At 39.8% G+C, this 18,749-nt stretch carries 23 protein-coding genes; 16 read left to right on the plus strand and 7 right to left on the minus strand.

Going from position 1 to position 18,749, the window contains the following annotated elements; translation table 11 throughout:
* Positions 1-22 precede the first annotated feature (22 nt).
* The gene (locus VB691_RS11470; protein WP_323291623.1) at positions 23-400 is read right to left on the minus strand and encodes a hypothetical protein; all 378 of its coding nucleotides are present in this window, start codon (positions 398-400) and stop codon (positions 23-25) included.
* Positions 401-767: 367 nt separating this feature from the next.
* Between VB691_RS11470 and VB691_RS11475 the strand changes: the two genes are divergently transcribed.
* Complete coding sequence (locus VB691_RS11475) at positions 768-1,766, plus strand: 30S ribosomal protein S1 (RefSeq protein ID WP_323291624.1); 999 nt, start codon at positions 768-770, stop codon at positions 1,764-1,766.
* Positions 1,767-1,867: 101 nt separating this feature from the next.
* Here VB691_RS11475 and VB691_RS11480 read toward each other — a convergent pair whose 3' ends face one another.
* Positions 1,868-2,404: a universal stress protein gene (locus VB691_RS11480; protein WP_323291625.1), complete on the minus strand. Its 537-nt coding sequence runs from the start codon at positions 2,402-2,404 to the stop codon at positions 1,868-1,870.
* A gap of 136 nt (positions 2,405-2,540) precedes the next feature.
* Here VB691_RS11480 and VB691_RS11485 point away from each other — a divergent pair, with 136 nt between their 5' ends.
* On the plus strand, positions 2,541-2,801 hold the full coding sequence (locus VB691_RS11485) for a MoaD/ThiS family protein (RefSeq protein WP_323291626.1): 261 nt from the start codon (positions 2,541-2,543) through the stop codon (positions 2,799-2,801).
* 9 nt (positions 2,802-2,810) lie between these two features.
* Here the strand turns inward: VB691_RS11485 and VB691_RS11490 are convergent, their stop codons facing one another.
* A complete protein-coding gene (locus VB691_RS11490; RefSeq protein WP_323291783.1) occupies positions 2,811-3,449 on the minus strand; it encodes a M23 family metallopeptidase in 639 nt (212 codons plus the stop codon).
* Positions 3,450-3,649: 200 nt separating this feature from the next.
* Here VB691_RS11490 and VB691_RS11495 point away from each other — a divergent pair, with 200 nt between their 5' ends.
* Positions 3,650-4,024, plus strand: a complete 375-nt coding sequence (locus VB691_RS11495; RefSeq protein ID WP_323291627.1) for a hypothetical protein — start codon at positions 3,650-3,652, stop codon at positions 4,022-4,024.
* Between the two features lie 92 nt (positions 4,025-4,116).
* Here VB691_RS11495 and psb29 read toward each other — a convergent pair whose 3' ends face one another.
* From psb29 to VB691_RS11515, 4 genes are all read right to left on the minus strand, one after another.
* Positions 4,117-4,830, minus strand: a complete 714-nt coding sequence (gene psb29, locus VB691_RS11500) for a photosystem II biogenesis protein Psp29 (protein WP_323291628.1) — start codon at positions 4,828-4,830, stop codon at positions 4,117-4,119.
* Positions 4,831-5,145: 315 nt separating this feature from the next.
* Entirely contained in the window at positions 5,146-6,219 is a 1,074-nt protein-coding gene (locus tag VB691_RS11505; RefSeq protein ID WP_323291629.1) for a GTP-binding protein, read from the minus strand.
* A gap of 594 nt (positions 6,220-6,813) precedes the next feature.
* The gene (gene nblB / locus VB691_RS11510) at positions 6,814-7,473 is read right to left on the minus strand and encodes a phycobilisome degradation protein NblB (RefSeq protein WP_323291630.1); all 660 of its coding nucleotides are present in this window, start codon (positions 7,471-7,473) and stop codon (positions 6,814-6,816) included.
* A 37-nt stretch (positions 7,474-7,510) separates the two neighbouring features.
* Complete coding sequence (locus VB691_RS11515) at positions 7,511-8,788, minus strand: cyclic nucleotide-binding domain-containing protein (RefSeq protein WP_323291631.1); 1,278 nt, start codon at positions 8,786-8,788, stop codon at positions 7,511-7,513.
* 157 nt (positions 8,789-8,945) lie between these two features.
* On the opposite strand from VB691_RS11515, the gene crcB reads away from it, so the two are divergent.
* The 13 genes from crcB (at position 8,946) to VB691_RS11580 (ending at position 18,744) form a co-directional block, all read left to right on the plus strand.
* Complete coding sequence (gene crcB / locus VB691_RS11520) at positions 8,946-9,323, plus strand: fluoride efflux transporter CrcB (RefSeq protein ID WP_323291632.1); 378 nt, start codon at positions 8,946-8,948, stop codon at positions 9,321-9,323.
* A 360-nt stretch (positions 9,324-9,683) separates the two neighbouring features.
* A complete protein-coding gene (locus VB691_RS11525; RefSeq protein ID WP_323291633.1) occupies positions 9,684-11,291 on the plus strand; it encodes a radical SAM protein in 1,608 nt (535 codons plus the stop codon).
* 545 nt (positions 11,292-11,836) lie between these two features.
* The gene (locus VB691_RS11530) at positions 11,837-11,992 is read left to right on the plus strand and encodes a hypothetical protein (RefSeq protein WP_323291634.1); all 156 of its coding nucleotides are present in this window, start codon (positions 11,837-11,839) and stop codon (positions 11,990-11,992) included.
* 285 nt (positions 11,993-12,277) lie between these two features.
* Positions 12,278-13,129, plus strand: coding sequence for a cyanophycinase (locus tag VB691_RS11535; protein ID WP_323291635.1), 852 nt, complete (start codon positions 12,278-12,280; stop codon positions 13,127-13,129).
* An 89-nt stretch (positions 13,130-13,218) separates the two neighbouring features.
* On the plus strand, positions 13,219-13,401 hold the full coding sequence (locus tag VB691_RS11540; protein WP_323291636.1) for a CsbD family protein: 183 nt from the start codon (positions 13,219-13,221) through the stop codon (positions 13,399-13,401).
* A gap of 20 nt (positions 13,402-13,421) precedes the next feature.
* Positions 13,422-13,838, plus strand: a complete 417-nt coding sequence (locus VB691_RS11545; protein WP_323291637.1) for a YggT family protein — start codon at positions 13,422-13,424, stop codon at positions 13,836-13,838.
* A 107-nt stretch (positions 13,839-13,945) separates the two neighbouring features.
* The gene (locus VB691_RS11550) at positions 13,946-14,998 is read left to right on the plus strand and encodes a BON domain-containing protein (RefSeq protein WP_323291638.1); all 1,053 of its coding nucleotides are present in this window, start codon (positions 13,946-13,948) and stop codon (positions 14,996-14,998) included.
* A 277-nt stretch (positions 14,999-15,275) separates the two neighbouring features.
* The gene (locus tag VB691_RS11555) at positions 15,276-16,049 is read left to right on the plus strand and encodes a sterol desaturase family protein (protein WP_323291639.1); all 774 of its coding nucleotides are present in this window, start codon (positions 15,276-15,278) and stop codon (positions 16,047-16,049) included.
* A 550-nt stretch (positions 16,050-16,599) separates the two neighbouring features.
* A complete protein-coding gene (locus VB691_RS11560; RefSeq protein ID WP_323291640.1) occupies positions 16,600-16,782 on the plus strand; it encodes a CsbD family protein in 183 nt (60 codons plus the stop codon).
* A 190-nt stretch (positions 16,783-16,972) separates the two neighbouring features.
* Entirely contained in the window at positions 16,973-17,818 is an 846-nt protein-coding gene (locus VB691_RS11565; protein WP_323291641.1) for a hypothetical protein, read from the plus strand.
* A gap of 68 nt (positions 17,819-17,886) precedes the next feature.
* The gene (locus VB691_RS11570; protein WP_323291642.1) at positions 17,887-18,075 is read left to right on the plus strand and encodes a YqaE/Pmp3 family membrane protein; all 189 of its coding nucleotides are present in this window, start codon (positions 17,887-17,889) and stop codon (positions 18,073-18,075) included.
* A gap of 55 nt (positions 18,076-18,130) precedes the next feature.
* Positions 18,131-18,523 (plus strand): phage holin family protein, encoded by a 393-nt coding sequence (locus tag VB691_RS11575; protein WP_323291643.1) that lies wholly within the window; start codon positions 18,131-18,133, stop codon positions 18,521-18,523.
* A 38-nt stretch (positions 18,524-18,561) separates the two neighbouring features.
* Entirely contained in the window at positions 18,562-18,744 is a 183-nt protein-coding gene (locus VB691_RS11580) for a hypothetical protein (RefSeq protein WP_323291644.1), read from the plus strand.
* The last annotated feature ends 5 nt before the right edge of the window (positions 18,745-18,749 follow it).

The raw sequence follows: 18,749 nt of genomic DNA on the forward strand, positions 1-18,749 counted from the left end.
TAATAGAACGAGAAAGAGTAATTTATCCTGCCCAAGTCTTCAATAACCATCCGAATAAAACCCCTAACCCTCCAAACCGCAAAATTTGCCAAAAAACCTCTCCTAATATCCCCTGACGTACCCCTTCCCAAAACAAGGTTTTAACCTCTCCATCAATCAATAAATTACTTTCTAAGGTTATGGATAACTGTTGTAGTTCATCTCTTATCTCTTGCACCTCTGACAATAATTCTGGTGATACGGCGTTTAAACGTTCCTCTAATTCAAGTTTACGTTTTTGGGCTTGCTGAGTCTCCCTGTAGCGTTGTTGAAGATCTATCAGCGATCGCTCTACTGTCATCAAGGCAGCTTCAAAGTCTTCATCTTGATGGGGTGGCTGATTTGGTTCGGTTTGGGACATTCTGTGTCGTGGATATTTTTTACTAGGTTGACACTCTCACCGCTAATTGCCAGGCAATGTAGTGGGAGATTCTTGCTTCATCGGGACAGATAATTATTATATGATGTGCAAGATGTTCAATTTATCAACTATAATTTATAATAAAGAATCTGTATCCTGAAACTGATTGACTAAAACAAACTCAATCTTCTTTTGACTATCCTTGTCACCTAGGGTGAGAAGGATAGTGCTTGTGGCAGTTTCATGCGCTTAGGGTCCCAACTTGATTCAGTTTAATGAGTCGGTTGAACCCCCTAAAATTGGCAACTGTACATTAACAGGAGGCACCGCCAATTATCGGAGATCAGATATAGGTAAACAAAGGTACATGGTAACTCAGAAAACAACAGCGACTAAAGACATTGGTTTCACTCACGAAGATTTTGCCGCACTGCTCGACAAATACGATTATCATTTTAGTCCTGGGGATGTTGTTCCTGGGACAGTATTCAGTATGGAACCGAGGGGTGCATTAATTGACATTGGGGCAAAAACAGCCGCCTACATTCCCATTCAGGAAATGTCAATTAATCGGGTTGATGACCCTAAAGACGTTCTCCAGCCGAATGAAACTAGGGAATTTTTCATTCTGACTGATGAAAATGAAGACGGACAGCTAACCCTCTCTATTCGTCGCATTGAGTATATGCGAGCTTGGGAACGGGTACGTCAACTACAGGCAGAAGATGCAACGGTGCGCTCTCTCGTCTTTGCCACTAACCGAGGCGGTGCCTTGGTCAGAATTGAAGGATTACGGGGCTTTATTCCAGGATCTCATATTAGCACCCGTGAGGCGAAAGAAGACTTAGTTAACACAGAACTTCCTTTAAAATTTCTGGAAGTGGATGAAGAGCGCAACCGCTTAGTTCTCAGTCATCGTCGTGCGCTGGTAGAACGTAAGATGAACGGGTTAGAAGTGGGCCAAGTGGTCATTGGTTCCGTTCGTGGTATCAAACCTTATGGGGCCTTTATCGATATTGGCGGCGTGAGTGGACTGCTGCACATTTCTGAAATTTCCCATGACCACATTGATACTCCTCACAGTGTCTTTGGGGTCAATGATGAACTGAAGGTGATGATCATTGATTTAGATGCAGAAAGAGGACGTATTTCTCTGTCTACGAAACAACTAGAACCCGAACCTGGTGATATGCTCAAAAATCGGGATTTAGTGTTTGAGAAAGCAGAAGAAATGGCGGAAAAATACCGTCTGAAGCTCTTAGCTGAGGCAGAAGGCAAAGAAATGCCCCAAGAAGAAAATCTAGAGGATATTCCTTCGGCATTAGAACCGGATGAAGAATTAGCGGTTGCGGCCACAGAAGACTAGGAAACAACCGTCAATCCTTATTATAAAGAGGGGATGACCCTCTTTTTTTAGTGCCTGTAGGGGTAATTCATAAATTACCTCTACTCCTAGGTAAGTAAGTCCTAGTGTTGTACAACTAAAATAGAACAGGGTGCGTGATGAATCACATAATTACTCACACTACCTAACAATAACTCTGATAAGCCACTCCGGCCACGACGACCAATAATAATTAAGTCAGCGTCCCATTTTTTGGCTAAGGCGCAAATTTGCTGCCCTGGTTCTCCATAAGCATAATCCGATTTGGTTTTAATGCCTTGACTAATTCCTTGTTGTGCTAATCTTTTGAGCCAGGTTTGCAATTCTTCTAGATTATCTTGACTTAATTTTTCCTCTAATTCTACCATTTCTTGGGTATAAATTGCCCCATAACCGGCCATTTCTGAATAAATGGGTAAGTCCATCGTTCCTGGAGTCTGTTCAGAAATCGTGGTAAAAATCATTAACTCACTTCCCTGAGCTTTGGCTAAGTTTAAAGCCGTTCCAAAAACTTCCGTACTTACGGCAACATGATCAACCGCGACTAAAACTTTTTGATAAATAGGAGCAGCTAAATCTGGTTGGCTAAGGACTTCCCGATTGTGAACTTGGTTCCCCATAGTCCCCCCTGATAAACAACTATAATCCTACTTTTAGCTTGACATATTTTGCAGAATATGGATCAATTTTGATAGAAAAGTTAATAGTTCAAAAAAAGCAATTATTCAGTTTTTAGGGATTATTTTGGGTGAATTTATGTCTCAAGCTTTCATTACCATTACAATTAAACTCTTTGCTATTTATCAGGAAGCTTATGGTGTGCCGGAATTACGGCGACAGTTTCCCCCAGAAACAACCTTAAGCAATGTTTTAGATGAGTTAGTTAGAGAACATCCCCCCTTAGCAAAATGGCGAGATTTAACAAGGTTTGGAGTAAATTTACAGTTTGTTGACGGTGATACCTGCCTCAAAGATGGAGATGAATTAGTATTAATTCCTCCTGTCAGTGGAGGATAAACCTAAATTTTAAGAGGACGTTTGACCTCGAAACATTTCTCGCAAGACTAAGGCAGGATCAAGATATTGACCCCCGTATTTTAATCCCCAATGAAGATGAGGCCCCGTTGTGCGGCCGGTCATACCAACACGACCAATTCTAGCACCCACAGGAACATCTTGGCCTTGCCATAACACAATTCCCCCCTCTCGATCAATTAAATAACGTCCTTGGGGGCTATCTTCTACCGATCCCATCAAATGACAATAGACGTGAGTCCACTGGCCTGATTGAATCTGAATCATGGTGCCACAGGCTGTATGATCGGATAAACTGATCACCCGTCCTTCCCACCAATTACGGACATAACTACCTAATGGGGCCGCCAGATCTAAGCCCTGATGAAATTGAGATTGACCAGTGACAGGAGAAGTTCGATAACCAAACCCAGAGGTATAGCTTTGAAAGTTTTCCACGGGAAAGGAAGCAGATCGCCAAATGTTCGTGGAATTAGTCGCTGGTGCATATTGAGCTTGTAAGGGAGTCTCTAACCACCCATTGAGACTGACAGGTAATAAAAATGTAACCATTCCTAAGAATAGTAACCAAAGACGTTGGGGACGGCAAGATTTAGGTTTCCGTCTTACAAAATTGAACCACTGATTCATAACATCACTCACACCAATTGAATTTAGCCCGAACTGGGCTAATTGTTGCATCATAATCATTTTTGCCTTTAATTTGGTAGTTAGGCAAGGTGGGGTGTTTTGAGGAATTCCAGAAAATTATTGATTTTGCTTACTTTGACAGAGTTTTGTTAAAATTTATAGACGATTCACAAATCTTTGCTTGACAATTGATAAAACTTATGGTCATTGATTTTATTCCTTTTCGATTTTCCCTCAATACTGCGATGATTGCTGGTGCTTGTTTATGGTCTTTTTCCCTTTATTTGGGGTTTTCTTCTCTGAGAGAATGGGTTATTGAAGGCTTAAATCGTTGGTTTAATTTTGCTGAGCGATCGCTTTATACTTCTATCGAAGAATTTGAAAGAACCCGTCAAGCGCGAGAGTCTCAAAATGCTTTTTATGCTTCTTTATTCAGCATTATTCCTTTTTTAGTTATCGGTGGATTTTGTAATTGGGGAGTAGAATTAGGCTTAGGTCAAAGTTGGTCTGTTAGTATGGGAATGCTGGCTTGCATGGCCTGTGGTATTTATGAATTAGGACGACAAAGTACCTAACAATGTGCTACCGGACTTACGCTAAGATGGACATTGACCTTTGCATAATTGGATAGCTCCACCCTTCAGGGTGAAGCTGAGCATTAAACAGCCTAACTTGCTGATTCTTTATTGTCTGAGATTTCTTTCAGTTTCTCACTACTTGCTGATTCTCGTTTCTTGCGATCAGCTTCTAGGGTTTCCTCAATAACCGTTAATAATTGTTGCATTTTATCGAGATTACTGCGATAGAGATCGAGGTCTTTTTGAAATTTTTCTGAAGATAAATTGAACGCTTCAGAGACTTGATCGAGGATTTGATTCCGATTTTCTTCGTTTTTAACTAAATCTGAATCAATCCCGATTAGGAGCGTATATAAACCCACCGCAAATAATCGACTGTATTTGAATTGAGGATTTTGGGCGATCGCCTGTAATGTCCCAAATATGCTCCCGTCTCCAGATTCACCCCTAGCTGCTCCCTCCATTTGATTGGTAAAATCTTCAACAGACATCTCTTTCCCTTGGTTTAATAGGGTTTGAGCATCGTGACGATATTGTTCGCTATTGCCGCCAACCGCTTGACAGATTGCGTTAAAAATCGACCCTTTATCCGTTTCTGGCTGATAACCTTGGATAAACCGCTCAAACGATGTGACTACTCCCAAAGCATAAATAGCATCATAGCGAAAATTAACATTCACCGAGAGTAAATGCATCTCCACCAATAATTCTTCGACAAATCGGCGATAAACCGAATTAATCGGTCGAATATGATAATGGTAGAACTCACGCTTAGTGTCAGAAACAGTACGAATATTATTCACAAAACAAACTTGAGGTAAATTTAGATAGTAGCTAAAATCTATTGTCCCCTTTAAAGACTTCTTTGCCAAGAGCTTCACCAAGACAAGAAATAGTTATCCATAATTAACTATAGGTTTATTGGCATCGACTCTTAGGCGATAGGAGTTAGAAAAAAAGCTAATCCGTGAGAGAATATTGCTCCCATCAGAGAGTTTATAGACAATCTCACTTGACTATGGCGATAAACTTTAAAACAGGGGTGTTTCAAGCCCGAATGGCTTTGGTAAAAATTGATCACCCCTTAAACAATTTATGACAATTTTAGGGAATTAATTTTATTTCCCAAACCCTTTACCTCGTTGTGTTGATGGTAGAGAGACACAGTTTTCAATCTGTTCATATAATTTGTCCTCATCCAGATTTTGTCCGATCAAGACTAATTGATTTTTGGGACTACCTTTCCATTCGTCATCTTCAATAGTAAACCTTTTTCCACTGAGGTGAAAAATATGACGTTTCGGACTTTCATTAAACCACATAATTCCTTTTGCACGAAACACATTCGCCGGTAATTGGTTATCTAGAAAATACTGAAACTTACGAATTGAAAATGGTTTATCACTCTGGAAAGAAATGGATGTAAAGCCATCATTTTCTAAGTGATGGGAATGATGTTCATGTTCATGATCGTGATGTTCATGCTCGTGATGTTCATGCTCATGCTTATGTTCTTCTTCTTCAGTCTCAAAATATTTATCTGATTCAAATAATCCCACACTCAGAATTAAAGGTAAGGGAACTTGAGACTTTTCTGTCCGTAAAATTCTGGCAGACTCTTTTATATCTCGGATGCGAATTTCTAAAGCATCTACATCCCCTTCATCCACTAAATCAGTTTTGTTCAGAACAATAATATCTCCATAAGCAATTTGACTGTGGGCTGCTTCTGAATTAAATAAATCAAGACTAAAGTTGGCACAATCTACCATCGTAACAATAGAATCAAGTCGCGTCATATCTCGTAATTCTGTGCCTAAAAATGTCAGTGCAACAGGTAACGGATCGGCTAATCCTGTGGTTTCAACTACTAGATAATCGATTTTGTCAGCGCGTTCCAAAATTTTGTAGACAGCTTGAATTAAATCTTCGTTAATGGTACAGCAAACACAACCATTGTTTAATTCCACCATGTTGTCTTCTGTGGTGACAATGAGTTCATTATCAATGCCAATTTCTCCAAATTCATTGACCAAAACAGCCGTTTTTATGCCTTCTTGGTTGGTGAGAATATGATTGAGTAGGGTTGTTTTTCCACTCCCCAGAAACCCTGTAATAATGGTGACTGGTAAGCCGTGTTTAGGGGCCTCCATGCCTTCTGGGTTTCCTGACTGTCTATCAACTGTTTGCATAATCTTCCCGTATACGAAACATCGACGAAAATAAACTAAGGTGAAGTTTTCACCTTACTCTTTAATTATGACGAAAAATGTGAATTTTTGACCCTTGAATTTTGAACAATAAATTATAAATAGACATCTTTGATAAGTAAATCTTTTGGTTGTTGGTCAATTAGTTTTAAAATTTTGATGTTACCTTTATTTATATTTTACATAACTTTACAAAAATTAATATTTTATTGCTAATAATTCTCAACTATTAACGAATTCATGGGATTTAAGCGCTATACTAGAATTTTCATAATGGGGGGATTATTTGCATTGCAAAATGAGTCCTAAGAGATGGCATCTTAAGTCTGATTATTTCGTTAACCCTGATGGAAGATCAAGAAAAAAGAAACAAAACTCAATAAAAACCCCCCGAAAAACTTCTCAACTGTCCTTTGACTGATGTTAATTTTTATTGCCAGAAAAAAACTCGATTTGACAAAAAGCACATTTTGTGCATTGATGGATTAGATTGGACTTCATCTAATTCGTCAGGAGTCCCGCGCTCTATCGCTTCGATGAGCGTCGGGAGTACATCACAAGTGTTAGCAAAGGCTGTCACTTAAGATTATCTTGAGCTTCTTTCGCCACTTGTTCAAAGGGATCTTGAGTTAATTCTTGAAGCAGGGTTTGAGCTTGTTCGCCCCCTAATCTTCCTAAAGCTTGAACCAGTCGATAACGAATTTGCCAATCTTCATCTTTGACGAATGGACTTAAAATTGCCACCGCTTCCGGGTTTCCCAACTCTCCCAAGGCACCGACGGCTGAAATTCTCACTAAATCATTGTCAGATTTTAAGGCTTCTTGGAGTAATTCTAAGGCTCTGGGTTCTCCCAATTCTCCTAAGGTAGCAATAATGCTTAATTGTAATAACCAATAAGTGGTTTGATGATAGAGATCTTTTAAGTCATCATAGGCTTCGGTTAATTGTAGTCCACCAATCACATCAGCAGCGGCGGCTTTAACATCGAGTTCGGTGTCATTTTGTAGGCGATCGCGTAACAATTGTAAAGTAATGTCTAAATCTTGTTTCCCTAGGGTATCTAATTGACTCACCGCTGCATAGCGTACCCGTTCATTGCTATCCGTCACTAAAGGTTGAATTAGGGTAAAGGCCAATTTTGGGTCAATTTGACGCAATAAATTAACCCCTTTGAGGCGATCGCCAAGGTTTTCAGAAATTAACATGGATTGTACATCAGCAGGGGTGAGATTCATAGGGATGATTTTGAATTAAATTAACCAAGGATTTTGTTTATTTAGAAATCATAGCAATTAAAAACCCTAATAAAAATCCGGCAATAGTCGAATAAGATACGGAACTACCGCCTAATTCGTAGGCTTCTGGCATCATGGTACTGGCTAACATGGCTAAAATGGCTCCTCCGGCGATCGCTTGAGCCGTGCCAATCACCAATAATGAAGTATTATCCTGTAAATAATAACCGAGCATGGCGATGATACCGCTTAGCAGCACCACCCCAAACCAGAGCAGCAGAATTTGGCTTTTTGGGGTTCCAGCTTGTTTCATGCCAGCAGCACTGCTTAATGCCTCTGGAAAGTTAGAAATAAAGACGGCTAGTAAAAATGACCAGCCTAAATGTTGCGCCCCTGAATTCATGCCAATGACGGTGGCTTCGGGAATATTATCTAAAAGGGTTCCCACCAAAATAGCGAGGGGAGCAGAGCGTTTGACTAAGCTTTTGAGGGTATTTGTGTCTTCTCGTAACAGGCGATCGAGTTCCACTTGTTCCATTAACTGCTCTCGCCACCGATCTAAATTTTCCTGGGCGGCGATATGGGAGTCTACGGAATGGCGGAGTCGTCTGGCTAGGGTACGACTTAAGGCTAAGGCTAAATGAGGCGATAGCGTCAAAACTTGGCCAAAGTTCTCTTGATTTAATTGATACAATTCCATAGGAGTGCGGGAGATAACAGTGGCCGAGCGACTTTCTCCGGTTAACAGGGACATTTCTCCAAAAATTTCCCCCGGCCCCAACACGGTGAGGATTTTTTTCCCTTTGATGACTTCTGCTTCTCCTTGGGCAATCATATAAAAGTAATCTCCTGGTTCCCCTTCCCGACAGATGGCTTGTCCGGGTTTAATATAACTGGGGGTGACGAGGTTGGCGATCGCTTCTTTTTCGGTTTCGGGAAGTTGCTGGATGACTTCTACTTGGGAAAGGCGTTGCAGTATATTGGGTTCTTGTGTTTGTTCTTGTTGTTTTTCAAGTAAATAGCGACGACTAGAAGCCGGGTTGCGGAGAAAGCCTCCATGTTCATCGATATATTGACTTAAAGTAGTAAATAAGACCCCACCGATAGCAAAGCCGATGGTTAGGGGCAAAAATCCTGTTTCTTCGTAGACTTTTCGGGCAATTTCAAAGGCGATCGCTGCAATTAATGTGCCACTGCCAAAGGCCATAATGGCCGCTGATAGGGTGCGACTGGGTTTCAGGTATACCCCAACGGATGCTCCTATTGCTAAACTAGAAGCCCCTAACATTCCTTGTAAGAAGGCAGACATGGCCATAATTGCCCTTAATTAAGTGGCATAAATTGAGGTTTCGATCTGTCTACCAGGATAAGAGAATATTCTCTGTTCTAAGGTAAAGAATGATTGCGAATATTTAGGTTATCTTGGGTTATTAGCGGCTTAAAATGGTGGGAATTGAGGTTACAAAGACAAAATGCAGACAATATCGTTATTATTAGTGTTTTTGGGTGGGGGTTTAGGGAGTTGTTCTCGCTATTTAATTAGTACAATTATTAATGAGCAATTGGAGACGATGTTTCCTTGGGGAACTTTGACGGTTAATGTGATTGGATGTTTAATTATTGGGGTTGTTATTGGTTTAATTGAACGGTTTACTATTCATCCTTATTTGGGACTATTTTTGGCAACGGGTTTTTGTGGTGGGTTTACGACTTTTTCTTCTTTTTCGTTAGAGAATAATCTATTATTACGCAATAATGAATATTTGCTTTTATTTGTCTATACATTCATGAGTTTGTTTTGGGGGTTTGCTGCGACTTTTTCGGCGATTTTAATAGTGAGAAAATTTTGATTAGGTACTTATCAATGGACAATTGACAATTGACAATTGACAATTGGTTAATTTGGTTTAAAACCTCCTCTTTTAAGGGGAGAAATTAAAAAAATTTTCCTTATTTTCAATCCTCTACCTAAAAGGTAGAGGTAATTGTCAATTGTCAATTGTTGAACAAAATCAATGGGGTTTAGACAATTAAATCATCATGATCACAGACTTAAAATAAAGATTGGGCATGGGGAGAGGATTTATATTTAGGAGAGGAGTCAATCATTTTCTAATGCCATGCCCCTACAAATTTTATATTGCTATAATAAGGTTAACCTTAAAAAATGTTATCATAAGATTTAAGTAAGACCTCACACAATTTTATTGATGACTCTATTTAACCAAGAACGTTTATTATTTAACCCTGTTTCTCCTAATTCAGATGCTATTCCCCTTATTTTCGCCTTTCCCAATGAATATAGTGTGGGAATTACTAGCTTAGGATATCAACTTATTTGGGCAAGGTTTGCCACTAATTCGGATATTTCTGTGAGTCGTTTATTTACAGATATTCAAGAACCTTTGCCCAGAAATCCTGAACTGTTAGGCTTTTCTTTTTCTTGGGAATTAGATTATGTCAATATTCTTAATATACTTGAATCTTTAGATATTCCCCTTCACAGTAATCAACGAAATAATAATCATCCTTTAGTGTTTGGTGGTGGCCCAGTTTTAACCGCAAATCCTGAACCGTTTGCTGTTTTTTTTGATATCATTTTATTGGGGGATGGGGAAAATTTAATCAATGATTTTATTCTAGCTTATCAAGAAGTTAGAAATGCAGATAGAGCAACAAAATTACGCCATTTAGCTACTATTCCAGGGATTTATATTCCTAGTTTATATGAAGTAACTTATCATAGTCTTGATGGAGAAATTAAATCGATTACACCTATCGATAATAATATTCCTAATATCATTGAAAAACAAACCTATCGGGGTAATATTTTATCTGCTTCAACTGTCGTCACAGAAAAAGCTGCTTGGGAAAATATCTATATGGTAGAAGTGGTAAGAAGTTGTCCAGAAATGTGTCGTTTTTGTTTGGCAAGTTATCTAACTTTACCCTTTCGGACTGCTAGTTTAGAACAGTCTTTAATTCCGGCAATTGAAAAAGGATTAACTATTACTAATAGAATCGGTTTATTAGGGGCATCTGTTACCCAACATCCTGAATTTGAAAGCTTGTTAGACTATTTATCTCAACCTAAATATGATGATATTCGTGTTAGTATTGCCTCCGTAAGAACTAATACAGTAACAGAAAAATTAGCTCAAACTTTAGCAAATAGAGGCACAAGATCGGTAACTATTGCCGTTGAAAGTGGGTCAGAAAAAATCAGGAAAATTATCAACAAAAAACTAACTAATGAAGAAATCATTCAAGCTGCTATTAATGCAAAATTAGGCGGTTTAAACAACATGAAATTATATGGAATGGTAGGAATTCCAGGGGAAGAAGATACAGATATTGAACAAACAATTATGATGTTAGATGCTATCAAAAAAGCTGCCCCAGGCTTAAGATTAACCTTTGGTTGCAGTACCTTTGTTCCCAAATCTCATACACCATTTCAATGGTTTGGAGTGGATGAAAAAGCCAAAAAACGGCTTAAATATTTAGAAAAACAGTTACAGAAAAAAGCCATAGAATTTCGTCCTGAAAGTTATAATTGGTCAGTAATTCAAGCTTTAATTTCAAGAGGCGATCGCCGTTTATGTAAACTCTTAGAATTAACCAGACATTATGGAGACACTTTAGGTAGTTATAAACGAGCTTTTAAAGAATTAAAAGGACAATTACCCACCTTAGAATTCTATGTTTATGATAACTGGAAAACCGAGCAAATCTTACCTTGGCATCATTTAAAAGGCCCCTTACCCCAAACCACATTAATTAAGCATTTGGAAACAGCTATGTTAAATAATGACTAATTAAAGCATTTCCTCGTCTTAGTAATTGGACATATTTAGATCTTTCACCTGAACCAAAAATCGGATTTTTTGCCTGAATTTCAACAAAAGAATCAGGGTTTCATGGTTTTAAAATCGGATTTTTTTAGCTTTTCGGTGTTAGTGCAAGATCTGAGAATAAATAAACAACGCTATATTAAGAAATATCACAAAGACTGAAACCCTTTCCTATCGAACTAAGTCGAGATGTTTCCTATTGCCCTTTCCTAATTTAACAAATATTTACAAGAACTAAGGTTTAATTGTAGTTCCATCGTCTAGCATGGAGGTATGAACATGATGACATTGGGCAATGAGCCTAAACCGGTCAGTGTACATTAAATATCATAGTGTTTCTAGTTAAAAACAAGACTTCTGGAAATCATTTAAAAGCAAAAAACAGGCTCATAAGGTCAAAACTTTGGAAATAAAGATAAGTCATCTAATTCGTGAACAGTAAACAGTTGAAAGTGAGCAGTGAATTAGAGTGACGGATAACTTTTAGTGAGAAATGGAGAGTAAGTATTATGCACGATATGCACTTTAAACCCCTAAGCGAAAAAGATCGCAAAAGAAACGAATATTTGGAGAAAATGAATCATGCTCCTTACTTTACGATCTTCATGATTGTCATGGCGATGTTTTTGTTATTTACAACTGCTGTGCTGATGGGTGTTTTCTAAGTTGTAATCAATGTATGAGGGTGAGTATTTCTCAGATCTTGCACCTGACCAAAAATCCGATTTTTCGCCTAAATTTCAACGAAAGAATCAGGGTTTCAGTCTTTAAAAATAGGATTTTTTTAGCTTTTCAGTGTTGATGCAAGATCTGAGTATTTCCCACCTCAATACGGCTCGGTTAAGCAACAAAATATTCTAGTCAAAAAGAAGGCAAAATTAACACTAGATGTTAATTTTCATCAACTTTTTGAATATTAATACCCTTTTAGTGTAACAAGGAGTTTTTATATGGAATCCATAAAAGGACGAGGGAAATTAGTTATCATTGGTGGAGCAGAGGACAAAGAAGGAGATTGTAAAATCTTGCGAGAGTTTGTTCGCGCTGCCGGGGGGACTGACGCTAAAATTGCCGTATTAACGGCGGCAACAAGCGAGCCTCGTGAGTCTGGAGAAGACTATATCCGAGTATTTGAGCGACTCGGTGTCGAGGAGGTGACTGTCCTCAATACTATTCACAAGGATGATGGGGATGACCCCAAAAACTTAGAAATCCTTGAAAATGCCACGGGAGCGTTTTTTACAGGGGGTGATCAAGCTCGTATCCTTGAATACATCAAGGGAACTAAGCTAGATGCCTTACTTCACCAACGCCATAAAGAGGGAATGGTGATCGGTGGAACAAGTGCCGGGGCTGCGATGATGCCTGATCTTATGATTGTTGAGGGGGACTCCGAAACCAACCCACGCATGGACGCGATAGAGATGGGTGAGGGAATGGGATTTATACACTCAGTGGTGATCGATCAGCATTTTGCCCAGCGAGGAAGGTTAGGCCGCCTGATTTCCGCCCTTTTACAGCAGCCAGCTGACTTAGGCTTTGGCATTGACGAAGATACAGCAATGATTGTGGACGGTGACGAGTTGACGGTGGTGGGGCGTGGTGCTGTAACCGTTGTTGATGAATCAGACGCAACTTATGACAATTTGGATGAACTGCTCAAAGATGAAGCGATGGCCGTATGTGGAGTCAAGTTACACATCTTACCTCAAGGGTTCCGCTTTAACTTGAAAACCCGCAAGCCAGTCTCATTAGATATCTCTAAAAAAGAAGCTGAAAGCCCTGTTTTGCAAACCGCGTAGACTTGATTTCTGTAGGGGCGCAGGGCCTTTCGCCCCTACTTCTGACTGTAACAGTTTTCAAACTTAACAAATTTAATTAGGAGTGCATCATGAGTTTAACAGATAGAGCCCAGGCAACCGCCAAAAATATCGAAGGTAAAGTTCAAGAAGCAGTGGGTGATCTGACTGGTGATCCCAAAGCTCAAGCAGAGGGCAAGGAAAAACAGGCAGAGGCAAGAGTTCGCCACACTATCGAAAACGTGAAAGAGGAAGTCAAAAAAATGATTGACTAGGCTAAAAAAAGCTAAAAACAATGAATCATAATCGGCATGATGAAACCAATCTTGAGCGACGACAGGAACTGCAACATGAGGAGGAGTCTTTCCGACTTAATCAAGAGGAGAAACGCTTACGCTCTGCCAGACGGAATGCTGTCTTTGTTTGGATAGTTAATAGCATTTTCTGGCTGACAGGAATGCTGGAAATATTGTTAGGAATCAGGTTTTTACTGCGTTTGTTTGGTGCTAATCCTCAAAACCAATTTGCCCAGTTGATTAATCGTCTATCTGAACCTTTCATTGCTCCATTTTCTACCTTATTCATTAGTCCCGCGACCGATGGTGGAGCCAACATATTTGATGTCAACATTGTGATTGCGATCGCAGCCTATGCTCTGTTGGGCTATGTTGTGGTTTCGGTAGTCAGACTCATCTTTTATCACGAATCGTAAATTTTTAGCACAAATTATACAATTCTGATACTGTTCAAACCCATTAATAGACTTGATTTTAAACACTCACATACCATACTTAAATAAAAAGTAGGGAAGGTAAAATAATGAACACCAACGATCGCACAAAATCCACTCAGGTCATCCATCGGGAATACAAAGATCCTCAAGGGAATCTCCACACTGAATATAAAGATCCTCAAGGGAATCTCCACACTGAGTATAAAGACGCTCAAGGAAATCTCCACAATGAGTATAAAGATCCTCAAGGAAATCTCCACAATGAGTATAGAGATCATCAGGGGAATGTCCACACTGAGTATCAAGACGCTCAAGGAAATCTTCACACTGAGTATCAAGACGCTCAAGGAAATCTTCACACGAAGTATACAGATGCTCAAGGGAATGTCCACAATGAGTATACAGATCCTCAAGGAAATCTCCACACTGAGCATGAAGACTCTCACGGCAATATCCAGTCAGCAGAGGAGCATCGCCGAGATGTGCGGGAGTCCCGTACCGACAACAATACAGCTAAAGGAATACTAATTGGTGTAATTATCGCCTGTGTAGCAGGCCTAAGCGCGGGGGCAATTTACTTTTTGACTCAGCAGAACAACCAACAGCCTGTATATATTTTTAATGAGTCAATACCTGAAAAGACTCAAGAATCTACTCCTCCTCCTGAGAAAGTTCCGGTTGTTGAGCAACCTGCCGCAACAGTTGCACCAGCACCCCAAGCTGAAACACCTAAATCAACGGAGACGGCTCCTACTCAGCCTTCTGCATCCAATCCATCCCCTAAACCATCGCAGAAATCTGACACATCCGCTCCCAAGCCTACAGTAGCCACCCCGTCTAATGGCGGTGTCACCAGTTCCAAACCATCTAATGACTCTGGCGCGTTAGTTCCACCCTCAGATGGCAGTGTAACTGATTCTGCTGTTAGTAAAACGGATGGGGATCTCAAACAGGAAATCGTGACGCAGTTTAACAACAACCTACCTAACAATCAATTGACAGTTGAGGTGAAAAATGGTGAAGTGATGGTATCAGGTACTGTTGCGACACCAGAACAACTGCAACAAATTCAACCTTTGCTCAAATCAATCAAAGGAATTGAGAAGGTTGATATGACGGCAACTGTCGAATCTAAGTAGGTGGTTATAATGAATGCTGCTAACTTAAGCCAAAAAGCTAGTGATGACAGGGGTTAGGGGTTAGGGGTTAGGGCAAATGGGTAGAAAGAGCGTCACATCTCAATTTTTCGGTTGAAGTGTTGTAATTCCCTATCACCCAACCCCTAACACCGTTGGGCTGACGCGGTTCGGCTGAGCTCACCGTCGAAGCCTCACGGAAGCCTAGATAGAGAAAGGGATTTCACCTTAACGAACGCGGCATTCGGTTATAAATAATTGAAAGCTCAGGAATAGGAAGGTGATTGAATTGATAGACCACTCATTTTGGTTCTACGGTATCGCGTTTTTTGGGATTATTCTGGCACGGTATTTTTTGGTGGCGGGGGGAACCTATTGGTTCTTTTATTCGCCCTTCAGTCAGTCTCTTGTCAATCAAAGTCCGCAGCATCTGTCTCCTTCCTGGCGATCGATTCAACAAGATATTAAACTCTCTATTTTCTCGGCGGGGGTGTTTGCAGTGGCGGCGGGGTTTGTTCTCTCAGCATATAGTTGGGGCCTTACCCGCTTATACAGCAACCCTCAACAGTATGGGCTGTGGTATTTGGCTGTTAGTTATGGGGCGGTGGCGGTTCTCCAGGATACCTATTTTTATTTCACTCATCGCTTGTTTCACCACCCGTCACTTTTTCCGTGGTTACATCAGGGACATCATCGATCGCGTTATCCTACCCCTTGGACTTCTTTTGCCTTTGATCCACCAGAAGCAATAGTTCAGTCTGTCTTTCTGGTGGGTATTGTCTTTGTGCTTCCATTGCATTTTATTACGTTAATTGCCGTACTTACTACCATGACGGTTTGGGCAGTGTTAAATCATCTTGGGATTGATCGCTTACCCTTATCGTTTCCTCATCATTGGCTCGGTAAATGGTTTATTGGGCCTGCCCATCATTCTATTCATCATCTCAAGTACACCGTGCATTACGGTCTATATTTCACGTTCTGGGACAAACTGTTAGGCACTCAAGATCCTGATTATGAGAGGAAACTTGATCAATTGACAATTGACAATTGACAATTGACAATTGGTTAATTTGGTTTAAAACCTCCTCTTTTAAGGGGAGAAATTAAAAAAATTTTCCTTATTTTCAATCCTCTACCTTTTAGGTAGAGGTAATTGTCAATTGTCCATTGTTCATTGTCAATTGTTGAAATTTATGGAGGCAAAAATTAATATATTTTTCTTTAGTTATGTACGATTTCGTACAATAAAAAAGTTGTAAAAATCAAAATTTTTTATATAATTTAAAAGTTTAAATTTGATTATTTTAAATTTCAAAAAAAAGACCAAACAGCTTTGTATATAATGCTTCAAGTGATTATAAAATATATATATTTACTAGAAAAATGCTTTTTTGTATTAGATATTTGTCCATGTTTGTCCATATTTCAATTAGCTTAAATCAGCCATCAATCTTAAGTTTTTATTACTTATTGTAAATTTATTGCAAAAACCAAATAAACCCGTTAGGATAATAGCAGAAGACAAAGTTGTTAACTGGACTCAGCGAAGCAGTTCTCAAATTCAATAAATTTCAATAATAAACATCCATAAGGAGCGCATCATGAGTTTAAAAGATAGAGCTAAGGCAACCGCCAAAAATATCGAAGGCAAACTTCAAGAAGCCGCAGGGGATCTGACTGGCGATCCCAAAGCTCAGTCTGAGGGCAGAGCAAAACAGGCAGAGGCGAGAGTTCGTCACACGGTCGAAGATGTGAAAGATGAAGTCAAAAAAGTGATTGATTAATCGATAATAATTAATAATGAGTAATGAGTAATGAATAATTATTAATTATCAATTATCAATTATTCATTGATAAAACCTAACCCCTAACCCTCATTATTCGGTCTTGTCGTTCATAAGGATGAAATCTATGAAATGGCAACAATTGATCCTGGCTTTTATCGCAACCTTATGCTTGATATTTGCGGGCAATGTGCTTGCACAGACTGATATCAATGTCAACAATACCAACATCATTCGCTTTGGTGGCAGTGTAACCGTACCAGAGAATCAAGTTGTCGAAAACGCCCTGGCTTTTGGGGGGAATGTTACGGTATCACCTAATGCCAGAGTTTTGGATACTGCTGTTGCCTTTGGTGGAGATGTCATACTAAAAACAGGAGCGCGGGTGGATGGTGACACTTACTCCTTTGGCGGCAAAATACTAGAGGAACCAGGTGTGATCATTGGTGGTGAGAAAGCCACATTTAGCGATCGACATGGCATGATGTATGGTTATGATCGAGGTCGAAGGAGTTTCTTCGCTTATTATTTTTTCAGTGCCATTTTTAGAGTTAGTGCCGCCGTAGTAGGAGCTATTCTCGGTCTAATTATTTTGCATACTAGCCCACAATTTTTGCCTAATTTGGCCACAAAATTGCGTCAAAACCCCGGTTTAACTGGTCTATGGGGGGTCGGGGCGATTGTCTCCTTTTTCTTTGCCAGCGTGTTTCTAGCGATAACACTCATTGGTATTCCTCTGATTCCACTCCTGAGTCTGACGGCGGTTATCACTGCTCTAGTCGGGTCATTAGGTGTAGCACTTTTTGTCGGTCAATGCCTAATCAATAATAGGGACAGAGCGTTACAGCAACAGTTCTTAGTCGGTTTGGCAATTCTGACAGTTTTGACACTAATTCCATTTTTCGGAGGATTAGTCGTTTTCCTGGTCAATCTGTTCGGTTTAGGTCTGATCTTGCTGTGGCGATTTGGTAGAGGCAATTTACTACCGATGGAACAGCCAACCCCCACAGAGAAAGAGTTATCAAACAAAAATTAGAACAACTGTGGCACACCAGAACAAACGGATGAATACATATTTCTTATCTACACAGAGGATTAAAAACCATGAAATTACTGCACATAGCTCTCGGCATCTTGGTTCCGCCCGTCGGTGTTTTTCTAACCTTTGGGGTCAGTTCGACCCTGTTTATCAACATTGGGCTGACCCTACTCGGTTGGATACCAGGCAGTATCCATGCAGTTTGGGCGATCGTTAAACAAGATCAAGAACTCAACAAGCCAGTTAATCAATAAAATTGGCATTTCTCAACCAAAACTCTTTTTTCAAGTCGTTTATTGGATTAAAAACATGAACAATAATATCATTGGATATCTCGTTACTACCTTAGCAACAGCATTGGGCTTACTAATCGTTGATTTAGTTGTGCCAGGGGTAGACATTGCTACCTTTTTGGCAGCATTACTAGCAGGTGTTGCTATCGGAATGGTCAATTCCGTCATTCGACCAGTTCTTTCTACATTGTCCCTACCGATTAATTTCGTGACCCTAGGGCTATTTTCATTCGTGGTCAACGGCGTTTGCTTTTGGTTAGCATCTCTGTTAGTCCCTGGCTTTGTGGTGAATGGCTTATTAGCATTCATTTTTGGGCCGGTTATCCTATCATTTGCCAGCACTTTCCTCAATAACTATTTTGCTGAAAAAAACATTGGTCAATCTTCCTCTGTAACCAGCAATAGCTAAAATCCTCAAACTTTGAAAATATTAAGGGGGAAAAAATTATGCCAAGGCTAGTCGGAAAACAGTCAAATAGTAGCTGGTATGCTGGACTATTTCTGATATTTGCGATCGCGGCAGCCCTATCACTCGAATACTTTGGGGTCATTAACATGATACCCGGCTTCGGTCGGGACTATAGACTGAACGAGCAGTCACAACAACAACTTCGTTTCAATGATGAGTAATTTGC

It is taken from the genome of Crocosphaera sp. XPORK-15E (assembly GCF_034931425.1).
Lineage (GTDB): Bacteria > Cyanobacteriota > Cyanobacteriia > Cyanobacteriales > Microcystaceae > UHCC-0190.